This is a genomic window from Methanoculleus sp. UBA208, from assembly GCF_002498065.1.
In the GTDB taxonomy this organism is placed as follows: domain Archaea; phylum Halobacteriota; class Methanomicrobia; order Methanomicrobiales; family Methanoculleaceae; genus Methanoculleus.
Window position 1 is genome coordinate 1 of record NZ_DAFZ01000098.1, and the last position, 1,414, is coordinate 1,414.

Genomic DNA, 1,414 nt, shown 5'->3' on the forward strand with positions numbered 1-1,414 from the left:
GGAGGAATTCAACAAAGCCCGAGAAAGACTTTCTTCTCGGATACTGCCGCCCCACTGTCCGTATGATCTTCAACCAAGATCTCGTATTGAAGTCATCCCAAAAGTACCACATGGTTAAAGATTCACAGGGTTCTGAACGCAATTAAGAGCGCTCATAACAAATTGGACGATCTCCTGTGTCGCATTACTGAAACGGCTTCCCATTGGCTATCGCCACGCGGGGGAGGGGCCGGGGAGGTGCGACCGGAGGGAGCTTGAGATGACCGAAGGTCTTCGAACGGGTGTCCCCCTCCCGGCAGAGACGTTTTGGGATGGCCTCATTGTTAAAAAGGTAAATCAAACACTTACGCCTAACTTCGGAAATCAGCACGAACCTTGTAATCCTGTCTTTTCCTTAAAATATCCCATGTGTTTATCCAAGAGGCTTTGAACTGCCTTGCGATTTTGGAAAGGATCACTTACTCCGTCTTCAATGAATTTTATGCCACCTTCCCGTAAGATGTATCGATCTAATGAACACCCACCATGAGAATTGCAATGAAATTGACCAATAAAATCTTTTTTTTGTGCCTCTTCAAATTTTGAAAATTCACAGTAATTAACGAAGCGATCAACAAAATCAACACCTTGTTTCGTACCATGACCAAAGATCCATACAAGGTTAACATTCTCATTTTCGATTATTTGTCTAAATTCGATTGATTTGTCACATACGTAGACCTTAAATGGGATTTTTTCCATTAAAAACCTGTCAATGAGTATATCAGCGCCATCGAGATAAACACTCTTATCAAGAAATCCAAAACGTTTCTTCAAACATATAAAAATCCCCGCATGGTTTCCTCTGATCTCCCCTTGATCAGTCTGCTGAATTTTTTTGATGACTTTTCTCTCGGAGATCTCTCTAGCCTCTTTATCATATAATTGTCTTAAAATGTATGAGAAGTATGATAACAGTAACTTGAGAAATTTAATTATTACAATGGAGAATCCTAAAGTTTTTACATCGGATTTCAAACTCCTATAGGTAGGGAATAAAAGAGCAGTAAAAATAACTCCTATGCTTAACCCAATATAGAAGTCTAGTTGCATGTAAGTACAATATCAACGCCTTAAAATAACTTTTCTGGGAAGGTGCCGGTTAGGGAACGTATTTGACAGCAGAGACACGATTATCTCGAGATCGCGTTAGATCGCCATTTCGTTGGTCGTTGTTCCATGTGATCATCATGGGCTATGAGTTAAACACCTTGAGCGGATGTAGGAGTGAAAGTGTGCGGTAGAGAGGCAGGAAGGCAGTGTAGCACCAGACTCGCGACACCGTTCTCTCGAAGGAAAAAGGCCAATGCGTCGTAAAACCATGTGACAAAGTACACTGATTACACGACCTCAATCGTCCAGTGATCGTCCAAAA

1 protein-coding gene is annotated in these 1,414 nt (G+C 41.6%); it reads right to left on the bottom strand.

The features are described 5' to 3' along the window. Positions 1 to 363: 363 nt before the first annotated feature. The gene (locus BRA62_RS10310) at positions 364 to 1,092 is read right to left on the bottom strand and encodes a hypothetical protein (protein ID WP_292366485.1); all 729 of its coding nucleotides are present in this window, start codon (positions 1,090 to 1,092) and stop codon (positions 364 to 366) included. Between the last annotated feature and the right edge of the window lie 322 nt (positions 1,093 to 1,414).